At 61.2% G+C, this 20,375-nt stretch carries 16 protein-coding genes; 9 read left to right on the top strand and 7 right to left on the bottom strand.

Features of this window, described 5'->3' with window-relative positions; genetic code table 11:
- Positions 1–214 precede the first annotated feature (214 nt).
- The 3 genes from VGN12_00325 (at position 215) to VGN12_00315 (ending at position 4,287) form a co-directional block, all read left to right on the top strand.
- On the top strand, positions 215–778 hold the full coding sequence (locus VGN12_00325) for a hypothetical protein (GenBank protein HEY4307868.1): 564 nt from the start codon (positions 215–217) through the stop codon (positions 776–778).
- 271 nt (positions 779–1,049) lie between these two features.
- On the top strand, positions 1,050–2,984 hold the full coding sequence (locus tag VGN12_00320) for a hypothetical protein (GenBank protein ID HEY4307867.1): 1,935 nt from the start codon (positions 1,050–1,052) through the stop codon (positions 2,982–2,984).
- Between the two features lie 250 nt (positions 2,985–3,234).
- The gene (locus VGN12_00315) at positions 3,235–4,287 is read left to right on the top strand and encodes a DUF6655 family protein (GenBank protein ID HEY4307866.1); all 1,053 of its coding nucleotides are present in this window, start codon (positions 3,235–3,237) and stop codon (positions 4,285–4,287) included.
- Positions 4,288–4,338: 51 nt separating this feature from the next.
- Here VGN12_00315 and VGN12_00310 read toward each other — a convergent pair whose 3' ends face one another.
- From VGN12_00310 to VGN12_00300, 3 genes are all read right to left on the bottom strand, one after another.
- The gene (locus tag VGN12_00310) at positions 4,339–5,520 is read right to left on the bottom strand and encodes an HRDC domain-containing protein (protein ID HEY4307865.1); all 1,182 of its coding nucleotides are present in this window, start codon (positions 5,518–5,520) and stop codon (positions 4,339–4,341) included.
- A 175-nt stretch (positions 5,521–5,695) separates the two neighbouring features.
- Positions 5,696–7,270 carry a sodium:proton antiporter gene (locus VGN12_00305; GenBank protein ID HEY4307864.1) on the bottom strand — a complete coding sequence of 525 codons (1,575 nt, stop codon included), beginning with the start codon at positions 7,268–7,270 and terminating at the stop codon, positions 5,696–5,698.
- Positions 7,267–7,539, bottom strand: coding sequence for a hypothetical protein (locus VGN12_00300; protein HEY4307863.1), 273 nt, complete (start codon positions 7,537–7,539; stop codon positions 7,267–7,269). Before VGN12_00300 ends, VGN12_00305 begins: the two co-directional genes overlap by 4 nt.
- Before the next feature lie 31 nt (positions 7,540–7,570).
- Between VGN12_00300 and VGN12_00295 the strand changes: the two genes are divergently transcribed.
- The 3 genes from VGN12_00295 (at position 7,571) to VGN12_00285 (ending at position 9,331) form a co-directional block, all read left to right on the top strand.
- Entirely contained in the window at positions 7,571–7,909 is a 339-nt protein-coding gene (locus VGN12_00295; protein HEY4307862.1) for a YnfA family protein, read from the top strand.
- Positions 7,910–8,057: 148 nt separating this feature from the next.
- On the top strand, positions 8,058–8,600 hold the full coding sequence (locus VGN12_00290; GenBank protein HEY4307861.1) for a hypothetical protein: 543 nt from the start codon (positions 8,058–8,060) through the stop codon (positions 8,598–8,600).
- Positions 8,600–9,331: a (5-formylfuran-3-yl)methyl phosphate synthase gene (locus tag VGN12_00285; GenBank protein ID HEY4307860.1), complete on the top strand. Its 732-nt coding sequence runs from the start codon at positions 8,600–8,602 to the stop codon at positions 9,329–9,331. Before VGN12_00290 ends, VGN12_00285 begins: the two co-directional genes overlap by 1 nt.
- Before the next feature lie 149 nt (positions 9,332–9,480).
- On the opposite strand, the gene VGN12_00280 is transcribed toward VGN12_00285, so the two are convergent.
- Together VGN12_00280 and VGN12_00275 are read right to left on the bottom strand one after the other, a co-directional pair.
- Entirely contained in the window at positions 9,481–11,220 is a 1,740-nt protein-coding gene (locus VGN12_00280; protein HEY4307859.1) for an ammonium transporter, read from the bottom strand.
- A gap of 520 nt (positions 11,221–11,740) precedes the next feature.
- The gene (locus VGN12_00275) at positions 11,741–12,346 is read right to left on the bottom strand and encodes a hypothetical protein (GenBank protein ID HEY4307858.1); all 606 of its coding nucleotides are present in this window, start codon (positions 12,344–12,346) and stop codon (positions 11,741–11,743) included.
- Positions 12,347–12,741: 395 nt separating this feature from the next.
- Here VGN12_00275 and VGN12_00270 point away from each other — a divergent pair, with 395 nt between their 5' ends.
- Complete coding sequence (locus VGN12_00270; protein HEY4307857.1) at positions 12,742–13,104, top strand: PilZ domain-containing protein; 363 nt, start codon at positions 12,742–12,744, stop codon at positions 13,102–13,104.
- 557 nt (positions 13,105–13,661) lie between these two features.
- Here the strand turns inward: VGN12_00270 and VGN12_00265 are convergent.
- On the bottom strand, positions 13,662–13,928 hold the full coding sequence (locus tag VGN12_00265) for a hypothetical protein (GenBank protein HEY4307856.1): 267 nt from the start codon (positions 13,926–13,928) through the stop codon (positions 13,662–13,664).
- 289 nt (positions 13,929–14,217) lie between these two features.
- The gene (locus VGN12_00260) at positions 14,218–15,417 is read right to left on the bottom strand and encodes a serine hydrolase (protein HEY4307855.1); all 1,200 of its coding nucleotides are present in this window, start codon (positions 15,415–15,417) and stop codon (positions 14,218–14,220) included.
- Between the two features lie 179 nt (positions 15,418–15,596).
- On the opposite strand from VGN12_00260, the gene VGN12_00255 reads away from it, so the two are divergent.
- Together VGN12_00255 and VGN12_00250 are read left to right on the top strand one after the other, a co-directional pair.
- Complete coding sequence (locus VGN12_00255) at positions 15,597–17,837, top strand: tetratricopeptide repeat protein (protein ID HEY4307854.1); 2,241 nt, start codon at positions 15,597–15,599, stop codon at positions 17,835–17,837.
- Positions 17,838–17,937: 100 nt separating this feature from the next.
- Entirely contained in the window at positions 17,938–19,851 is a 1,914-nt protein-coding gene (locus VGN12_00250) for a tetratricopeptide repeat protein (GenBank protein HEY4307853.1), read from the top strand.
- Positions 19,852–20,375 lie beyond the last annotated feature (524 nt).

Below are 20,375 nucleotides of genomic sequence, written 5' to 3'. Positions count from 1 at the left end.
GCTCGTGTTAATGCATCAGCGAACAGGCATGTGCGCAGCCACACAACAGCCCGTCGCGCTGCCAGCAACTTCGCCCCCATGATCCACCGCGGCGTTCACACGCGCACGCGCCTGGTTACTGGTGGCACGGATTCGCATGGCACAACGCATGCTGCAACTTGCCGCGCCGTGTGTTACGATTTGTCATGGAGACCTTCTTTCGGCGATAGCGCCCATGAGTGATATTTCCCCCGAAGATCGCGCGATTCGCAAAGCGCTGCAGTTCAGCACACGTTCGTTATTCATCGGCATGACGGTGTGCGCGCTGCTGGCTCTCGTGTTTCTGCGCTTCGGCGCCGTGTGGGGCACGGCCATCCTTTGGTTTCTGATCATGGCCGCGGCGCACGTAGCGGCGAATGCTTTCGGAACGCATCATTCCCCGTCGGGCATGCGCAGGCAGCGCCCGATCACGCATCTGTCCGACGTTCCCGCGCTCGATGCGTCGGCCTGCTGCGCGCCGGCCACGCAGTTGCGCGACACGCGCGGCTTCGGACGCCGATTACTGCTGGTCATCTCGCTGTGTGCCATGACCGGTTTACTGCTGGGCACCGCGGCGCTTGTGCTGCTGCTACCGGCGAATCTGCCCGGAATCATTCTGGGGGGCGTTTCTTCCGGGATTCTCGGCGGATTCCTGGGCTTCGTCGTGGGCAGCTTCGTAATGGTGGCCACCCGCTCCTTCCGCGAAGCCGTGGGACACGTGAGTGACAACCAAGTCAGCGCGAAACCGCCGCTTCACTAATCAGAGTCCTTAAAAAAAACCCTCTCCCCCGCGGGGGAGAGGGATTAATGTGCGCAACGCACCATGACGCCGCTTCTCGTGCACACCATGTCGGGCGCACGGTGACAGTTCGCTGGCACCGCGACCTCAGGCCGCACTTTAATCTGCTGGCGCGCGCCGCTATCAACCGGTGTATTCAGAGCGTTGCGACAATCCGATTAAACTCGCCCGGTTCGCCCGGACGATAAATTCGACGAACTGCCTAAAGCTGGCGCAAATGCAGGAAGATATCATGCTTTCCAAACTCCGCGTATTGGCCATTCTGTTCGTCGCCGGGGCGCTGCCGCTGGCACAGGCGCATGCCCAGAACGAAAACGACGACGACCAGGGGATGAGCATTCCGCAACGCGTCGAGCAGTTCGGCCGGTCGCTGGTCGGTAACAATCGATCGAGCAATCGCCCGCAAAATGGCCGGCCGCAGCAGCGCAATGCGCAGCAGCAACAACGCCGTGTCGCGCGCCCCACCGAAACTTACGAATCCTACGAAGACGATGGTGTCGCACCGGTTGCCCGTTCCAACGGTCAGCAAAACACACAGCGCAACGTCCCCGCGGGACAAGCCGCTAGCAAGCGCCGCGTCGTCGATGATTCGGCCACCGCTCATGCACCGCCGTTGGGTCAGGCGGCACGTCGTCCGCAACCACAACCACAACCCAACGCCGAAACTGATGCCCCCGTTGGAAACGCCGTTCCGCGCGTCGCCCGCGCTGTGAATCCGGCCCTGGATGATGCCGCGATAGCGCCCCCCGCGGCCGAGCCGGCCGCCGTCGACACCACGGTGCGCGGCGCCAGCCCCAGCATCAGTGTCGAAACAATCGGACCGCGCAAGATTTCCATCGGCAAGCAATCGACGTACAAGCTCGTGCTGAAGAACACCGGCGCCGTGGCCGCTCGCGAAGTCGTCGTCACGATCGCCGTTCCCGAGTTTGCCGAAGTCGTCGAAGCCAAGGGAACCACCGGCTCGACTGAGCCTGCCCCCGGCCACGACGGACTGTGCTGGAAGCTGAACACGCTCGCCGCACAAGGCAAGGAAGAACTGTCGCTCGACATCGTGCCGCGCAAGAGCCAGCCGTTTGATCTCTCGGTGCGCTGGACACAGGCCCCGGTCGCCAGCCAGACCACGGTCGAAGTGCAAGAACCGAAATTGGCGTTGAATATCGACGGTGCGAAGGAAGTCGCCTTCGGCGAACGTTCGACCTACAAGTTGCACCTGTCGAATCCCGGCACCGGTGACGCCGAGAACGTCGTCATCACTCTGATGCCGCTCAATCCGGGCGATGGGCCTCCGGCCAGCCACCCGCTGGGCGTGCTCCGCGCCGGCGAAAGCAAGACGATCGAAATCGAATTGATCGCTCGCCAGGCCGGCCAGGTTTCGATCCATGCCGAGGCCAAGGCTGCCGGCGACATTTCGGTAATCCTCGAAGAGGAAGTCACGGTCCGCCGCGCGGCTCTCACCGTCACGGCCAAGGGACCGAAGATGCAGTACTCTGGCACACCCGCCACGTTTGACATCCTCGTCAAGAACACAGGCAACGCCCCGGCACAAAACCTTAAGATCAGTTGCCGGCTGCCGCTAGGAGCCGAGTACCTGTCGAGCAGTTCGTCCGGCCACCACAGCGAAGAGTCGAAGACCGTCAACTGGACCGTCGGTTCGCTCGAGGCTGATGGCGAGGTGACACTGTCGATGAAATGCACGTTGAAATCGCCCGGTTCGAACCAGGTCGAAGTGCAATGCGTCGCGGATCGCGACGTGCAGCAGTCGGCCGTGGCCAAGACACACGTCGAGTCGGTCGCTGACCTGACGCTGGAAGTCGTCGATCCGAGCGGCCCGGTCGCCGTGGGCACGGACATGACGTACGAAGTACACATTCGCAATCGCGGCTCGAAGAGTGCCGAATCAATCGACGTGACTGCTTACTTCTCGAACGGCATCGAGCCGATTTCGGTTGAAGGTGGCCCGCACGAACTCAAGCCAGGCATCGTGGTCTTGAAGACGATCGGATCGCTCGAGATGGGGCGCGAGGTGGTCTACAAGATCAAAGCCAAGGCCGAGACGCCGGGCACCCATCGGTTCCGTGCCGAACTCAACTGCCCGTCGCTCGATACCAAGCTGACGGAAGAAGAGACCACCCACTTCTATGACGCCCCGGCCGGCGACGCGGAATAATTTCCTGATGCCGCTGCTAGCGACTGCTGGCAGCGACCTCTTTGCGACAACGAGTTTCAGCGAGTCGTTGAGCTTCCACGAGAATTCGGGCCGGCGATCGCTTGCCGCGCCCGCCCGCATTCTGCAATCTCGCGAATCAGCCACGTCGGGCGATTCTGCCCAGGTTCGCATCGCGGACCAAATCACGGTTTAGCGCGCTCGGCCGTTTCGCTATACTCCGCGGCCCCTTCAGGGAACCGATCGGTCCGTTTTGATCGGTGCCGAGTCACCCGAGGCCGTGATGCTCGAAGAACGTCCGCAACGACTGGCGCGATACTCTGCGCCGCGCAAGGTACGCCTGAACCCACGCTGGGTTCGGTCGCAGCCGCGCTGCGCACGTGCCCTGTCGCGGACCATGATCGGAACGTTGCTCTTAACGTTACTCGTAGGTTGTGGTGCGACGCGCAGCTCGGATTCGGCGCGGACCGCCACCGAAATGATGTTGATGTCCTCGGCCATCGACAAGGCGATCAACGAAATCAATCTGCAACCGCTGGCCGGCAAAGAAGTCTTTCTCGATACCGATCGGCTCGTGGGCTATGCGGACCAGAACTATCTAATTGGCACGCTACGTCAGGCCCTACTCTCGAATGGCGTACAACTGAAACCGGATCGCGCCTCGGCCAAGTACATCGTCGAAGCCCGGGCCGGCGTGCTGGGGACCAACAGCAGTAGCGTGATGATCGGTGTGCCCGCCACGACGCTACCGAACCTGGGGACGCCCGGCGTGCCGTCAGCGATTCCGGAAATCCCCTTCGCCAAAACGACGAACCAGGCGGGCATCGCCAAGATCGCGCTGTTCGCCTACAACCAGCAGACGGGCAAACCGATCTGGCAGTCCGGCACGTTCCCCGTGATTGCCGACGCAAAAAACACCTGGTTCTTTGGTGCCGGGCCCTATCAGCGCGGCTCGATCTATGGCGAAGCGCGCGGCACCAACGAGCGCGGACTGCTGAAGTTCCGCGAAGAGAGCGTCGCCGCCAGCGCCAAGTCGGCAATCCCCGTGACCTCGGAAGCGGTATACGACGAACCTGTTGACCAGCTCGCCAGCAAACCGGACGACAGGCCTTCGGCCAACGCGCCGGCCGTGATCGTTCCGCCGCCGAATATAATCGCCAAGCCAGCGGCCGCGCCCGCTCCGCCGCCGGCACCGGTTCCGCCCCCGGCCCCCAGCGTTGTGCTGGATCAGCCGGCCCCCGTCGCAACGACCGGGGTCTTCAACGCCTTGGGCGACGGCAAATCCTTCTTCGGCACTGGGAAATAGAACCGTCGCGCGTTCCGTCCCTCTGCTGCAGCGCATTCGCGCAGAGCGCAATTACTCGCTGCGCGACGGCTCGAAGGCCAATGGCTGGTCGGACCGGGGATCGACGATGCGGATCGATAGTTTTCCGCGCAGTAAGTCTTCCAGCACTTGCCCCACAACCTCGGCGCGCCACCCTTGTGCTAATAGCGGCGCGTCCCCTTTACCGCCGGACAGGCGGAACGCGATTAACTCGCGTACGTCCGAAGCGGTGCCGACGATGCTCGGCGCGACCTCCGCGGCCCGGCAGATGCTGCCGAGCGCCGACGAAAGAAACTGCCCCAGCAGATTCAACTGAGAATTGTTGTCCGTCCGTACGACGCGCGGACATTCGTCGTCGGGCTTCTTCAAGGCGCGATCGATCGCAGCCGAAAGATCGGGAAGCGATCGGGCCAGGTCGCCTCGTTCCATGCCGCGAATGGCGCGAATCTGTTTGGGATCTACCGAGCGGCGCCGCGCCAGCTCGACGATCAGATCGTCGCGCAAGATGCGCTTCACCGGGCAATTGCGTCGCGCGGCCTCGGACTCGCGCCAGTTCCACAGCTCGCGCACCGTCGCCAATCCGCGCGGTGGCAGCCCCGAGCTGCCGGCGACCTTGCGCCACCGCTCGCGGTTCTGGGCGTTCTGCACTTCGTCGATCCAATCGGTCATCTCGCTGGCGAACCACTCGGTGCGCTTCAATCGCGCGAGGCGTTCGCCGAGCTTGTCGCGCAGTTGGTCCAAATGATCGACGTCGGCCAGCGCGTACTCGATTTGCCGATCCGTAAGGGGCCGTTTGCGCCAGTCGGTGCGCGTCTCCCCTTTTTGCGGCGTCTCGTTCAGGATCTTCGAAACCAGTGATCCGTAGCTGGCCGGATACTCAAGGCCGATCATGCCGGCCGCGATTTGTACGTCAAACAATCGTTTCGGCAGCCGCCCGACGGCCGCCAGGCTGAACTCGATTTCCTGCCGCCCGGCGTGAACGATCGTTTCGTGATCCCCGTCGGCCAGGATCTGCCAGAACGGCTTCAGGTCCGCCCCCTTCAAGGGATCGATCACCGCCAGCCGACCGGCCGCGGCGACCTGCACCAGGCAAAGCTGCGGCCGATAGGTGTCCTCGGAGACGAATTCTGTGTCGAAGGCGATCCGCGGCGCCGTGGCCAAAACGCTACACAACTCGGCCAGCTGCTGATCGGTCGTTATCAACTCATGCTTCACGGGGACACGTGCATCCTGCAGAAATGTGCTCAGCGACGCCGAACGCGGCGGATGCCTCGCTCGTGCTATCGCGGGCCCATCTTAATGTCCCCACCGCCAAGAGCCAAGCGACGCCCCGGTCGTCGGACGCCACCTGAGGCGAGAATGCCGGTCGCGAAACGATCGATTCAGCGCACTACCGAAAGAACAAAAACGTGACCAGCACGAACAGCGGCAGCAGAATGCCAAGGCTATAAAGCATGTAGCCGAAGAAGCTCGGCATCCGCACGCCCGACTTCTCGGCGATCGATTTGACCATGAAGTTTGGGCCATTGCCGATGTATGTCATCGCCCCCATGAAGACCGCCCCCAGGCTGATCGCGGCCAGAATCTCGACGTCGACGCCGGCCATCGACTCACCCCCTGCGTGCAACGATTGAGCCGCCTTGAAGAAGACCAAATATGTCGGCGCGTTGTCCAGAACGCTCGACAGCGCGCCGGTACTCCAGAAGAATTTCCAGGGGACGTCGATCCCCAGTTCGCTCCCCTTCACCGCCAGAATCTGTAGGGCCGGCTGCATGCAGAGAAAGATGCCAAAGAACAGCGCCGCCACCTCGACAATCGCGCCGTAGCTGAACTGATTGTCGCGACGCACCGCACGTTCGCCGAGATACAGCGACAGCGTTACGAGCCCCAGTTGCACCGCCTCGCGCAAAAACAGCCAGGGATGCCACGTGGTGCCGGCCAACGTCTTGCTCGGATCCAACAGGGCCACCGCCACGACCACGGCCAGCAGCAATCCCGCGTTCGGCCAGATCCCACGATAGCGCATCCGCCGAATTTGCGCTTCGTCGCGGACAATATCGACTTTGCTTTCGTGTGGGTAGCAAAAAAAATGATCCCACGCGTAATAAATCACGACCAGCGAGGCGTTCACCAGCAGCCACTGCGGCCACAGCGACACGGTCCACAGAAAGTCCACTCCCTGCAAGTAACCCAAAAACAACGGCGGATCGCCAATCGGCAACAGGCAGCCACCGCAATTGCAGACGGCAAAGATAAAAAAGACGACCGTATGTTTGACGTGCCGCCGCTCGCTGTTGGTTTCCAAAAGAGGCCGAATCAGCAGCATCGCGGCGCCGGTCGTGCCAATCACGTTGGCCAGCACCGCACCAATCCCTATGAAGATCGAATTCGTCAGCGGATGAGCCGGTAGATCCCCTTCGATACGGATGCCGCCGCTGATCGTATACAGGCTGAACAACAGCACGATAAAAGGAACGTACTCTTCGAAGATGGCATTCTGAAAAATGGTCCACGGCACCGCCAGCGAGATACCGCCACTCGTCGGCGCGATAACGGCGTGCCCCAAGAAATGGCGATCCACCGGATGCGCATGCATCACGGCGTAGTATGCAAGCGTAAACAGCCCGAGCCCCGCCGCCACGTAAAAGCGGTGCAGGTTGCTTTCCCACCAATGCTCAGTCACGTGCGCAAGCGGAAATACCGCAATCGCCCCCAACAAGAGCGCAAACGGCAGCACCATGAAATAACCAGGCGGCGTTGCCAACTGCCCGGCATCGTGAGCCGCTGCGCCGTCTCGCTCAGCAGCGTGCTCGCCGTGGCCCTCGGCCGCATGGCCAATCGTCAGCGCCGTGCCCTGCTGCGGCAGTCCCAGTACAACACTTCCCGCGTACAGGCAGAGGATCGCTGCTAAGGAATAAATGACCGTGCGCGAAGAATCGGAGACGGCGGCAGGCTCGTTTGTCATGTCAGTGCTAGGTCGGCAAGTGGCATCGCGGTTAACCGCCTGCGCTGTGGCGCAGAGATTACGGAAACCGGCGGCTTTCGATCAGGCATTCCGTCGCTCGCCTCGACGCCGGCACGCGCGCTGCGCACCGATTGTGCCTCGAATCTTGCTAATACGATAACCGCAATCTCGGGAAACTCCAGCCGTCGCGCCGCAGCTTCAACGCCCCTTTTTGAAACAGTGTCAATTTTGAGATCGCGACGAAGGGCAAGTAGAATAACTGCCATCAAGAACCCACTCCGCCCCGCACCACTTGCTCCCATGACTGCTCAGCAAATCGTGACGACAACTGGCCTGTTTGTAGTCACCGCCGTCGCCGAGATTGTCGGCTGCTATTTGCCGTATCTGTGGATACGGCAGGGCCGTTCGGCATGGCTGCTGGTGCCTGCGGCACTGAGCCTGGCGATCTTCTCTTGGCTCCTCACGCTGCACCCCGAAGCCGCGGGCAGAATCTACGCGGCCTATGGCGGTGTTTACGTCACCGTCGCGATTTGCTGGCTGTGGGCCGTTGATGGGATCCGGCCCGCGCGATGGGACTATCTCGGCTTGGCGCTCTGCCTGGCCGGAATGGCGGTGATCATGTTCGCGCCGCGTGGATGAGTCCGGGCGAGAATCGAATTCGCTGGCCGTACATGACAGCCCGCAAGCCTGCCCCGGCCGTGCGAAGCAGGCCTCGATTTGTTAACATTCGTGACCGGCAGTCCGCCGGCTGCGTGAAAATCGGAACCATTTTCTAGCCAATCGCTCGATGTCCGAAGTCTGGTTGCACACGAATCGTCGCGCGATCCTGTTTGCGCTGATTTTCCCCGTATTCGGCCTGATTTGCGGCATCCTGTTACTACTGCTCGCTTCGCCGACCATGCTGTGGGCCCGCTACCTCGGCATCGCGGTCACCACCGCGGCCGTGCTACTCACGATCGCCTTCGTTCTGCAATTGCGCCAACCCAGAATCGCTTTGCGCGGCGACGAGGTCCTGTTCTATATGCGCTCCGGTCCGCCGTTTCGCGTGCCGCTGCCGCTGGTCGAGGGCTTTCTCATGGGACAGGGTGCCAGCTACCTGCGCAAAGACGAGCCCTCGGCTTCGCAGGTCTCGACCGTCGTCATCCGCTTGGCCGATCGCGCAACCGACTACGCACAGCGCGAAGTCAAACCGGCCCTCGGCTCGTGGTGCAATCATTACGTCACGATTCGGGGCACTTGGTGCGAACCCTTGTCGCTGGCGCTCGTGACCCGGCTCAATACGCGTTTGGCCGAAGCACAAGCCAATCTCAAAGCCACGCAGGCCCAATAATGAGCACGGGCCTGCTCGTCAGCGTGCGCGACCGTCACGAAGCACTCTACGCGCTCGCCGCGGGCGCGGATTTGATCGATCTCAAGGAACCGCATCGCGGATCGCTCGGCCCGGTCGATGCCGCAACGATGAACGACGTCGTCACGGCCGTTGCAGGGCGCGCGCCGTTAAGCGCGGCCCTGGGCGAGCTGCTGGAAGCGCCGTCCACGCTCCCCCTGCCCTCGGGAGTCCAACTGGCGAAGTTCGGACTATCTGGCTGCGCGTCTCGCCTGGACTGGCCTGAACTCTTTAGCGCAGCAATCGCCCGCTTGCCGGCATCGACGTCTGCCGTGGCCGTGATCTATGCCGACACAGACCGGGCCCAGGCGCCGCCGCCGGCCGAGGTTTTGCAAGTCGCTGCGCGCTCAGGCTGCCGCGCCATCCTGGTTGACACCTGGCGCAAAGACTCAGGCGGATTGCTCGACCTGTGGAGTCTCGCGGAATGCCGTCAGCACGTCGCACGCGTGCAAGAACTGGGAATGCTAGCCGTGCTCGCCGGGTCGCTCGACGTGCAGGCCATCACGACACTGCTCCCCTGTGCGCCCGATTACGTCGCCGTCCGCGGCGCTGCGTGCGCGAAAGAACGCACCGGCCCTCTATCACTCGACCGGGTGCGAGCCCTTGTGCATCTAGTTCACGAACAGGTCAACGACGCTCGGCGCAATCTCGGCCGGCACAGCGCCTCGATCTAGAGCCTCTCAAGCTTGATGTAATGCCGACCATCAACGGATGAAACCCGTCTTGGACGAGCGGTTTGCACCGCCCGCCCAAGCGCGGGCCGTCCTTCTGGCTAGGCGGAAGCCAGAAATCTCTTTGAGCCAAGCAGATCGCGAGGTTTCTGCTAGGAAGTCGTACCGTGCGAGGTCAGCGAGAAGTCGGGATAGCCGTGCGCACCCATTTCAGGCACGTCCAGCCCTTCCAACTCGACTTCGGCGGGAACACGGATCGGCGTAATCAGGTTGCTGATCTTGAACCAGGCATACGCCATGATAAATCCGAAGACAGCCACAACGGCGGCATCCAGCAATTGGGCCCACAGCTGCGATACATCTCCGAAAAGTGCTCCACGGACGCCATCCATTCCGTTCTCGGTGAACTTCTCTCGGACGACGCCATTCCAGCCGCCACCGTACTTGCCGTTGGCGAAAATACCGAGCGAAATCAAACCCCATATACCGTTGACGCCGTGTACGCTTATGGCGCCGACCGGGTCGTCAATGCCCCGTTTATCCCAGAAGAAGACACTGAACACGACAATGATGCCAGCCAGTCCGCCGATCACGACGGCTGCCCAACTATCGACGAACGCACAGGGCGCCGTGATCGCCACAAGGCCGGCCAGCATGCCGTTGCACATCATTGAGGGATCTGGCTTCATCCCCTGAAGTTGCATCGTGAGCATCGACGCGAGGCAGCCTGCCACACCAGCCAACATCGTGTTGACCACGACAATACTGATACGAAGGTCCGTGCCAGCCAGCGTCGATCCAGGATTAAACCCGAACCAGCCGAACGCCAGAATAAACGTTCCGCAAACGACCATCGGAATATGATGCGCGGGCATGGCCTGCGGCTTGCCGTTGATGTACTTTCCGATCCGCGGTCCGATAACCATGGCCCCCGCCAGCGCTATGATGCCTCCCATCGCATGCACAACGCCCGAACCGGCAAAGTCGACGGCTCCGTGACCCAAGCCCCAATTCTTGCCGGACTGCGCGAGCCAACCGCCGCCCCAGACCCAGTTCGCGTAGATGCAGTAAGGTAAGGCCACCCAAAGTCCGAATAGGCAGAAGTTTTTCCACGCCCAACGTTCAGCCATCGCCCCCGTGGGGATCGTGGCCGTGGTGTCCATAAACACCATCATGAAGAAGAACAACGCCATCACGGCCGTATCGTCCATGCCGTGCAGGAAGAAGCCCTTCGTGCCGAGCAGGCCGTACTTGTAGATGCCCGGCGTGGCCGAATCTTCTTCGATGCCAATGCCACCGTTCAGAACCGAGGTACCCGGCCCTAGCGGCGAGTACCAACCCGGAGCAACCGGGGCGTTGTACCAATTGCCCCAACCGATCGCGAATCCGTAAGCCCAAAACGTGATGCATCCCAACGGGTAAACTAGCAAGTTCATTGCCGACGTATGGCCCGCATTCTTAGCGCGGCACAAACCAGTCTCGACAAGCATGAAACCGGCCTGCATGAACATCACCAGGAAGCCGGCGAGAAGCATCCAGACCATGTTGATCGAGTACAGGTTATGGGCCACCCGATCGTAGATATCCGGAATCGTCAGCTTTTCGGGGACGTCACCTCCACCGGCGGTATCGCCCGACGGCACAGCCCAAGACCCTGACTTTCCGCCCCCAGCATCGGGCCAGAAAGGAGCCTGCTCTTTCCCCTCCGCATCAGGAGGCGTGATCGCCGTGAAGTAGGGGGGCAAATTAGGGGCAGGTGCCGCCGCCGCGTCGGCGGGGGGCGCTTCAGCTGCCGGCGCCGCATCCTGGGCATGAGCTGCCACAGGCATAAGCGCGATCGAGGGAGCCAATAACACAAGACATAGCACTAGCGCAGACAATCTGGTTTCCATGGAACGTACGCCTCGAAGAAGGACGAAATAGGGGACACTGCTTCCGCATCGCGCCGACGGCCGCAAGCCATGTGCCAGCACGATCGAGGGCCTGCGCTAGCTAACCCAACCGCTTACGCCCCATCCACTTGCACCCTCAATTACAAATTTGAAATGCGCGGCGCGCGGGCGAATGCCGATTCCTTGAGCAACGAATGGGCGAGGACTATGCAAAGTTAAAGACGCGCAAATGCGCGATCCCGCGTCGCCTAATGGGATGCAACCCGCGCAGGCATGTCGAGGTTCAGAGCGCATCCGTCAGAGCGACGGACATGTAACAAACGCGCGAGCGCCACACCTAATTGCCTTCGCGCCGAGCAAGTACGTGAAGACACCGCATGCGCCTTGCGGATAGGGAAGAAAAGCCCGTCTGGCGGTGCTGTTTTGAACCGCCGCCCGCCGAAGGCCGGGCTAGGCGTGTTACAGGGAACAGCCCGGCGCGCGGGTACACGCAATCACCCTAACTCGGTCACGCCGCGCCTCAGTTCTCGCCAGGGCGCATGCGGCGCATCAGCCGCTTGGGCAACTCGTCGGCCACTGCCTTTTGAAAAGCTTGCAGGCGGGCCAGTTCGTCAGGCGTGGCGCTGGCATACCACTGCTTGATACGCGCCATCAGCCCGGCAAGCGCCGCGGGCCCGATCAGCGGTTCTCCCTCGGTCCGCGAAACCCGGTCCAGCACGACGGCCCAGTGGACGATCTCGTCGATCTGTTTACCGACGAACTTAGGCCGATCCTGCTCGCGCCTTTGATGAAAGCGTTCCACCTTGTTATCGAACGAGGCGATCGCCAGCTCGGTGACGTTTTCGACCAGCCGCTGTCGTTGCGGTTCCTTCAGTGCGGCCAGCTCGGCCGGCCAGTCAACCTCTTCCGATAGCTCGCGCTGCACGCGATCCCCCATCTTGACCTTGTCCGACTTCGAGTCGCGCGACATGTCTTGCGACGCCAGCGCCGCGATCATTGCCGAAGTGTGCGACGGCAAAGCCGACGGCAGCCCGATCGAAAACGCCTGCGCCGCTGCAAACAGGGTCACCCCCGACAGCAATAAAAAGGCCACGCCCGTAAAGGCACCGCGAAGTTGAGCCAGCATCTAGTGTTCCAAGTTAAATGCGCCGCAGCCCCAGTCGGTGAAGCCCGTCCCGGTGCAGCGCGACGATCAATCGCAGACTTCACATCCGCAGGCATTTTAACCAAGTAATGGCGTTTTGTCGCGCTCGTTCACCACTTCCCTGTTAGGCCTGATCTACGACCGCGACACCGTAACGCTCAGCTGCGCGGCCGGCAAATGCCACCTTTTTCCTCGACGTTTTCAACGGTCGGCATCGCTATAGCCCGCAGCGCCGGCTTCCAGCAACACGAGGGTTTTCGGCAAAAACGAGGGTTTTACCGCCGATTCGATAGGTCCCACGCCCTGCCGGCACCTTGGCGTGAGCTAGATTTTTGACGATGTCTTCGACGGCTTCGTTTACTTGGCGGAATCCGAACATGCCTTTCGAAATTCAAGAACTACGGTCCTTCGGGAACGCCCTGCATCCCTTGTTGGTCGAGGCCCGCGCCAATGATCAGCGCGACGACCGCTGGGGCATTCGCTATCCGTTCTTTCGCGCCGTGTCGATTGTCGGCACGCATGGCGAACAGTATGGAGCGTTCAGTCGTGACATTTCGGCCAGCGGCATCGGGCTGTTGCACACCACCGAGATACCGACGGGCGTGGTCGACATTCGCATTTCGTCGGCCCGCGGCTGCGTGATGAACGTGCCGACGCGAATCTTCTGGTGCCAATCGTGCGGCGAGGGATGGTATATCAGCGGCGGTCGATTCCTGGGCGTCCCAACCGTCGACGGTTAGACGTTTCGCCCCGCGTTCTCAACGCCCCGCAATCTTCAGGCAGCTTACGCGCGCATTCCGCGTCGCGTCGATGCGCTGCCGTTCAGCGTCTGACGCGTTGTTCGCTCCCGGCAAGCAAATGGATTGCTGCGTGGGTCATGTCATCCACAGGCTCGGAGTTCGTTTCGCAGCCTCATGCTGACGCGAACCTTACACTTTCGTTTACTTAGCCAATAATGGCACTTCTCTAGACCGCCGATTGGCATATTGCGACGCTCGTTCGCCTGCCCTAAGTTTGCTTCTGCGGGGCCGAACTTGCCACGAGCCCCGTCTGCGAGCTTGTTCAAAGCCGCGTTTATTTTCAACGCGCATCTCACAAAACTGTGTCGAGCGTCGGCCGTCGATCGCTTCGCATGCGATCTTTCCGACGCACCAGGCCGCCGAGAACCACGCACTCGGCGGCCATTTTTTTGATTCCAGATAGCTGAAAGCCAATTGAGCGCAGCACGCGCGGGGAATCGCGGCCCAGATCCGCCGCGGTACGGCGAAGAAAGGCGCGTCGAGCGGCCCGCAGAATGCTATGGCGTTACGGCGGTCCCGGGTCGCACCGCCGGCACCCGATGCCGGGCCAGCTCGCGCTCGACGTCCGCCAGCCATTGCTTGTGTTCGTCGGTCTTCTGCGGATCGACGGCCTCGGCCTTCACCGGATGCGTGTCGACATAGACCAGCGCCCGCGCCAGCATGGCGTTATCTTCCAGGCGGCGTATCTCGTCCGCACTCGAAAGTTCGCCGGAGCGCACGGAAACGTTGCCTGTTACCGTGCCCGAACCGGTACACCAAGACATCGCCTGATGCCCTGCAACCAAGACGAGAAGTATAACGCCGCACCACGCTCCGCCGCGCATTGCCTGCATCCTTGAAACGCCCCCTCCCCGCGAAACAATTGCGTTCTAGCCCGCCTCGACGCACCGACCCTACGTTCCCGCGCCAAAGATCCTTCCCTCAGCGTGGGGAACAGCTTCGCTCTTGGCCCCAATTTTAGTCGCTGCCGGCAATACCCACGAATATGCCGAGCGGCATACGTGACATGACAGCGAAAAGCGTGTTACAGCCTGAAAAACGCCCAGTGCTGGGCTATTCCTCGTCGGGCGTGGCTTCGTCATGCTCGCGCGCGATCAGGGCCATCAGAAGTTTTCGCCCCACGGCCGTCGCCTGGCATTTGCCACGATTCGCCATCACTACAACGCCCGTATGGTGCTCAGGCAGCATCCCGATATAGGTCGAGGTGCCGGTCAGCCCACCGTTCTTGTCGATCACCAATTGCCCCTGCAACTGCACGCGCTGCCAGCAAAGTCCTTGCGTCATTTTCTCGGAAGCGGCAAAGAACGGTCGCTGTGCGAATTGCATGGCGCTGGTGATCGCCGGCACGTTCCGCGTCTCGTTCATGTTGGCCGTCAGAAATTCCGCCATGTCACGTCCCGACGACGAGAGCCGGCCCCCGCCCGGCCAACCGCCAATCGGATCGTGCGGCACCGGCTTTCCTTGTGGGCCGTATCCCTGCGCGACCAGCGGTCGGGCTTCAGCCGGAATCTCGAAGAACGTGTTCCGCATCCCCAAGGGGCCGAGAAACTGCTCCCGCCACACAGCCAACAGCGGCCGCTCTTCGCGCTCGGCAATCGCAAATCCCAGGATGCCCAGCGCCACGTTCGAATACAGGCTCTTAGTGCCCGGCGGGTACGGGGCGCGCCACCGCGCGGCCCACTGCAACACGTGCTGCTTGTTCCAGCCCTGCGGCGGTTCCTTGACGCCGGGCGTGCGCGGCAAACTGGAAGTGTGGGTGGCCAGCTCTTCCAGCGTGACATCGCGAATGTCTCCGCCGCCGCGCAGCGCAGGTATGTACTGCGCCACCGAATCTTTCAGTCGCATGCGGCCGGCCTCGACCTCCATTGCCAGCGACGTTGTCGTGAAGACCTTCGTCACCGAGGCCAACTCAAAGATCGTATCTGCCGTCACGGGCCGACCGCGTGCCGCGTCTGCCATTCCCAGCGGAAAGAAATGCGTCTTCCCCTCGCGCCGTACTACCACGATCACGCCCGGCGCCTGATTCTTGGCCATCCAGGGACGCACTACCGCGTTCACGACCGGCGCCACCGGCACCTCGCCCGCGGCACTCTCAGACGCAGCCGGCCCCGGCACTGGTTGCGAATCGGGCCGACGGCTGGAACTCTCGACCTGCCCTCGCGGTTCTTGTTGTCCAAGCGCCGTCGCATCCAGCCCAGGCACGAGCGCTAAGCCGCAAAGTACAATCGAAAAATCCCAGTAGGATTTCATCATCGATAACCGTATGGTGCAGGTCGCCTGTCGCAATTTTGATTGTCGGCAGCGGAGTTTTTCAACGGTACGCGCGCAGTCCACGCCGTCGCTTGTAACCTTTCGGCCTTGGGGACGGCCGCCGAGTTCGCCTATCATATCGTCGCTCGGGACCATACGCTGGCATGCGGAGCGCGATATCCATGAGGGCATTAGTTCCTGCCGCCTGTGCGCTATTCTTGATCACTAATTCGACGACTGCTTACACCACTGATCCGCAGATCGGTGACACAGTCTTCTGGAAGGATGGTGCAAAGGCGCACGACGGCAACCGCGCAATCGACATCAACCTCGTCCCCTTCCCAGCGACGGTCGAAGCCGTAAACGGCAACTGGCTGTGGGTCGGGCGAGCCTGGCTGAATAAGCGTGACGTCCAAACGGCTGATCAGGCGTTGGCCGACGTCTCCGGCAAACTTCTCGGCCGCGCAAGTCCCTCTGCATATGCGAAGCGGGCCATCGTCTGGCTTGCCAAGGAAGATTTTCCGAAGGCGCTGGCAGACTGTGATCAAGCGATCGGGCTTGATCCCAAGTTCGCCGAGGCGTACTACGCGCGCGGAAATGTCTGGTTCACAGAAGGCGACATCGTCAAAGCCTCCAGGGACTTTTCCGAAGCTATCAGCCTCGATCCGAAAAATGCGCTGTCGCACCTGAATCGTGGACATACGTGGTTGGCTAAGTGGGACTGCGACAGGGCGATCGAAGACTATTCGAAATGCATCCGCCTTGATGCGAATTCGGCGGCAGGGTATGTCGGTCGTGCGGCCGCCCATTTCACGAAACGTGAATTCGGCAAGGCCACCAAGGATTGCACTCAGGCAATCAAGCTCGACCCGAAGTGCGCGGCGCCTTATGTAATTCGCGGGAGCGCCAGCTTTGCCCAAGGCGCGCCCGACGAAGCCATCAAGGACGCAACCAAGGCTATCTCGCTCGATCCACAGTTTGGCAGCGCGTACATCGTCCGCGGCTTGGCTCACATGGCCAACCGAGACTACGACAATGCCATCGAAGACTATGGCGAGGCCATCAGAATTAACCGAGAGGACCACCGCTCTTATTCCAACCGTGGAGTTGCCCGGAATAGCTTCGGCGAGCTGTTCAATGGCTTCCAGGATTTCAGCCAACGAGCCGCGGCCGACCGCTCGGACGCGATACCGTACTTCGATCGCGGCATTGCCTGGGATGACAAGGGAAACGCGGATCAAGCAATCGCTGACTACACCGAGGCTATTAGAATCGATCCGACCTACGCGCATGCCTACGTCAATCGCGGGTGCGCCTGGGAAACCAAGGGGGACGTCGAAAAGGCCATCCAGGACTACAACGAGGCGATCCGGCTCGCCCCTGACGATGCGCGAGCCTACAACAATCGCGGGCTGGCCTGGGTCGCAAAGAAAGACCAGGACCGTGCCATTGACGATTACACCACCGCCCTGAAAATCGATTCAAGGTATGCCAAGGCGTACTTCAATCGCGGACTCGAATTCGAAAAACGCGGCGACCATGACGCGGCAATTCGCGACTGCACATCGGCGATCAATCTCGAACCCAATAATGCTGCCGCCTACCGCATTCGCGGAGATGCCTGGTGCAAAAATCGCCAGCTCGACAATGCCATCCGGGACTACACCGAAGCCATCAAGCTCGATCCCAAGCGCGTCAGTGCCTACGGTACTCGCGGCTGGGCGTTCGGCGAAAAAGGGGACTACGACGCTGCGATCAAGGACTACACGGAGGTCATCCGGTTCGATCCGACGCTCATCCATGCTTACTTCAATCGCGCGACGGCCTTCTACGATCGTGGAGTGGCCCGCAACGTGAACAAAGATCTCGAGGCCGCGATCGAGGACTATACCGAAGCTGTCAGGATCGATCCGCAGTTTGCCCGGGCGATCGTCGGGCGCGCCCATGTGTGGTGCAAGAAGAACGAATTCGACAAGGCCGTCGCTGATTATTCGCTGGCGATCGAAATTGATCCCACAGACGCCCTGGCCTACAACAATCGCGGATTAGTCCGGTCGACCAAGGGCGAATTTGACAAGGCGCTCGAGGACTACGCCCAAGGCATCAGGATTGATCCAACACACTCGTCTTGCTTCCGCCGTCTTGCCTGGCTGCGGGCGACATGCCCCGACCCCCAATTTCGCAACGGCGATGAAGCCATACTCATGGCGACAAAATCGTGCGAGCTAACCGGGTGGAAGGGGTTTTATGACCTCGACATCCTAGCCGCAGCCTATGCTGAAAAGGGAGACTTTGAAAACGCCGTCCAGTGGGAAAGCAAGGCGCTCGAATTGGCAACGGAAGAAACGGAAAAGCAAGTTGGACGCGAACGTCTTGAACTCTACACGGCTGGCAAGCCCTATCGTGATCAGATAAAGAAGTAGAGGTTCGCTTCGTGCGCGGCTTCTTTGACGCACACCCTCCGACACGGCACGACTTGTTGGCCGCGCAAGGCACACGAAAACGCTTATCTTGGCGGCACGAATGGTTGATCGTGTTACGGCTTTCACAGCAGCGCCGCTAACAGACGAAGCGCGCGCTGCCACGTCACCGCGCCGCGCCCCCTGGCAGACTCTGCTCGGCGCCGGCGCGATCGTCCTGATGATCGTCGCCACCTATGCCCCCGTCTGGCACGCCGGCTTCATTTGGGATGACGAAGCCAACGTCATCGACAACACCACGCTCCGCTCTGTGGATGGGCTGCGGCAAATGTGGCTCGTGCCGCGGTCGATCCAGCAGTATTACCCCTTGATGTACACGACCTATTGGGTTGAGTACCAACTCTGGGGCTTGCAACCGCTCGGCTATCACCTGGTCAATATCTCGCTGCACGCCGTGGCGGCGCTGCTCGTGTGGCGATTACTCGTGCGTCTCAAGGTACCCGGTGCGTGGTTCGCGGCGGCGATCTTCGCCGTCCATCCGGTCGAAGTCGAATCGGTCGCCTGGGTCACCGAGCGCAAGAACGTGCTCAGCCTGTCGCTAGCGCTACTGTCGATGCTGGCCTATTTTCGCTTTGCCCCGCTTGCGCCGCTGCAATCAGAGCAAACGCCAACCGCGCGGCGTTGCGCCTGGTATGCGGCGGCCTTCGCGCTGTTTGCGCTGGCGCTGTTCGCCAAAACCGTGGTCGTCACGCTGCCGGCCGTGCTGCTGGTGATCTACTGGTGGAAACGCGGAACCGTCTCGCCCAAGGTTGTGCTTGCACTGGTCCCCTTCTTCGCCCTCTCGGTCGTCATGGGGCTCGTGACGAAGTACATGGAGACCGACCACGTCGGCGCCTACGGCGAAGAATGGAATCTTTCGCCAACTGCCCGGCTGCTGCTGGCCGGCCGCTCCTTGTGGTTTTATGTCGAAAAGCTGGTCTGGCCCGCGCCGCTGGCGTTTTTCTATCCGCGCTTTGCCTTGGACACGTACGTCTGGTGGCAATATCTGTTTCCGCTGGCAGCAATTGTCGCGCCTTTGGGACTGTTAGCGGGGCGCGCGCGTCTCGGTCGTGGCCCAGCCGCGGCCGCACTGATCTACGCCGGCGTGATGCTCCCCATGCTGGGCTTCTTCAACATTTACTACATGCGCTTCGCGCAAGTCTCGGACCATTTTCAATATCACGCCAGCGTGGCGCTCATCGCGCTGGCCGCCGCTGGCTTTGCAATACTCTTCGAGCGGCTCGCGCCGGCCGGCCGGAATTTCGCCACCGTCGGTGCCACAGGTCTGCTGTTCGTTCTCGCGGTGCTATCCTATCGTCAGACGTTCATCTACCACGATCTGGATACGCTCTATCGTGACACGATCATTAAGAACCCGTCGGGCTGGGCCGCTTATGCGAATCTTTCCTCGCATGTCGATTCGCTCGGACGCCATAACGAAGCGCTCGATCTGGCGCGCGAGGCTCTCCGTCTGAACCCCAGCGAGCCGAACGTTCACAACAACATCGGCGTCTTTCTGTTCAACGATGCTTTGCGTCGCGGTTCACCGTCGGCACAAATCGACGAAGCGATTGCCCACTTGCGCGATACGCTGCAAATCGATCCGGAGCGGATCGAGGCCCGCAAGAATCTGGCCCGGGCCCTGATCGTCACCGGCCACACGGACGAAGCGATCGAAGAGTTCAGCGCCGCCTTGCACACGAATCCGCATTTGGCCGACATCCATTTCGACCTGGCCAATGCGCTGGTCGGTCGCGACCAGTTGCCGGCAGCGGCGCAACATTATGAAGAAGCCGTCCGCCTGCAACCCGGCTACGTCGAAGCACTCCAGAACCTGGGCGCGGTGTATTTCAAGATGGGCGCCCCCGCACGGGCGATCCCCTACTTCGAGCAAGTTCTGAGAATCCAACCCGACAACGCCGCAGCCCGCGCCAATCTCGAACAAGCGAGTGCCGTCATCCACGGCCCCATGCCGTAGGAAGTCGGCAGAGAGCAGCAGGCAGTGAGCAGTGAATAGGGGCAAACACTAGCCCGAAGCGCCAGCGAGGGTTCTTTCTTCGCCAGCTCACGGCGTACGCATTTCGTGCCGGCGTGCGTCTTTCGTAGGGTGCGTCCGCGACGCACCGAATTGCTTTGTCGGCGCACCAACTGCCATCGAAGACATTTCGATCCGCAGATGACGCAGGTTTTCGCGGATGAAATACGAAGAATGAAAGACGGTGCGTCACGGACGCACCCTACCTCGGAGCAGTAGCTAGTAACTGGTAGTCGGTAGTCAGTAACTCTTTCGCGGCGCCCGCGCCGCTCTTCGTTCCGACTACTAGCTACCGACTACTAACTTCTCTTTTTTCCTCTAGAAATTAGGCCAGCGTTTGTGGCATAGTCGTGGTTAGCCGATTTCGGCCTGAGGGCCGATTGTGTTTGTTAACGACGTTCGGCGGCAAATGGGTCTAGTTCTTGCCCTGTCGCCCGTCCCGAGGACCTGGACTGCGCGATGCATCG

This window comes from Pirellulales bacterium (genome assembly GCA_036499395.1).
Taxonomy (GTDB): Bacteria; Planctomycetota; Planctomycetia; order Pirellulales; family JACPPG01; genus JACPPG01.
This window is presented reverse-complemented; position numbering and strand designations above follow the sequence as displayed.

Bases quoted from the DNA above. Each gene is read 5' to 3' on its own strand.
- VGN12_00325 (HEY4307868.1), top strand. From the start codon at position 215: ATGAGTGATATTTCCCCCGAAGATCGCGCGATTCGCAAAGCGCTGCAG.
- VGN12_00320 (HEY4307867.1), top strand. From the start codon at position 1,050: ATGCTTTCCAAACTCCGCGTATTGGCCATTCTGTTCGTCGCCGGGGCG.
- VGN12_00305 (HEY4307864.1), bottom strand. From the start codon at position 7,270: ATGACAAACGAGCCTGCCGCCGTCTCCGATTCTTCGCGCACGGTCATT.
- VGN12_00295 (HEY4307862.1), top strand. From the start codon at position 7,571: ATGACTGCTCAGCAAATCGTGACGACAACTGGCCTGTTTGTAGTCACC.
- VGN12_00290 (HEY4307861.1), top strand. From the start codon at position 8,058: ATGTCCGAAGTCTGGTTGCACACGAATCGTCGCGCGATCCTGTTTGCG.
- VGN12_00285 (HEY4307860.1), top strand. From the start codon at position 8,600: ATGAGCACGGGCCTGCTCGTCAGCGTGCGCGACCGTCACGAAGCACTC.
- VGN12_00280 (HEY4307859.1), bottom strand. From the start codon at position 11,220: ATGGAAACCAGATTGTCTGCGCTAGTGCTATGTCTTGTGTTATTGGCT.
- VGN12_00275 (HEY4307858.1), bottom strand. From the start codon at position 12,346: ATGCTGGCTCAACTTCGCGGTGCCTTTACGGGCGTGGCCTTTTTATTG.
- VGN12_00270 (HEY4307857.1), top strand. From the start codon at position 12,742: ATGCCTTTCGAAATTCAAGAACTACGGTCCTTCGGGAACGCCCTGCAT.
- VGN12_00265 (HEY4307856.1), bottom strand. From the start codon at position 13,928: ATGTCTTGGTGTACCGGTTCGGGCACGGTAACAGGCAACGTTTCCGTG.
- VGN12_00260 (HEY4307855.1), bottom strand. From the start codon at position 15,417: ATGATGAAATCCTACTGGGATTTTTCGATTGTACTTTGCGGCTTAGCG.
- VGN12_00255 (HEY4307854.1), top strand. From the start codon at position 15,597: ATGAGGGCATTAGTTCCTGCCGCCTGTGCGCTATTCTTGATCACTAAT.
- VGN12_00250 (HEY4307853.1), top strand. From the start codon at position 17,938: ATGGTTGATCGTGTTACGGCTTTCACAGCAGCGCCGCTAACAGACGAA.